Source organism: Lysinibacillus sp. CNPSo 3705 (assembly GCF_028674935.1).
GTDB lineage: Bacteria > Bacillota > Bacilli > Bacillales_A > Planococcaceae > Lysinibacillus.
This window is the reverse complement of record NZ_JAQZSD010000236.1, coordinates 1-255: the sequence shown is the minus strand read 5'-3', so window position 1 is coordinate 255 and position 255 is coordinate 1. Positions and strand designations below refer to the sequence as shown.

The following is a 255-nucleotide window of genomic DNA, read 5'->3' as shown; positions in this document are numbered from 1 at the left end:
GCTTTATTTACGCGTGTCATGCCGATAATATCAATATCAAAACCTGCTTCAAGAAAAATTTCACGAGGGTATTTTCCCTTCTCAAATTCATCTATAAAGAATTGTTTAAATTCATCTGTATACGTAATTGATTTATCGCTCACTGCTTTTACATAAGGATTCAATTTTAATTGCGACTGTTGTTGCTTGGTAAATAATTTTTTGGACATGTTTGTACGCTCCGATAGTTGTTTTTCTTATTATAAACTTAAAAAC

Annotated in this window: 1 protein-coding gene; it reads right to left on the bottom strand. The window is 30.6% G+C overall.

What is annotated here, in order from left to right:
* Window positions 1-209 (bottom strand): HTH domain-containing protein (locus PVA17_RS25205; protein WP_337993637.1); only part of this gene is annotated, 209 nt, incomplete at its 3' end.
* Between the last annotated feature and the right edge of the window lie 46 nt (window positions 210-255).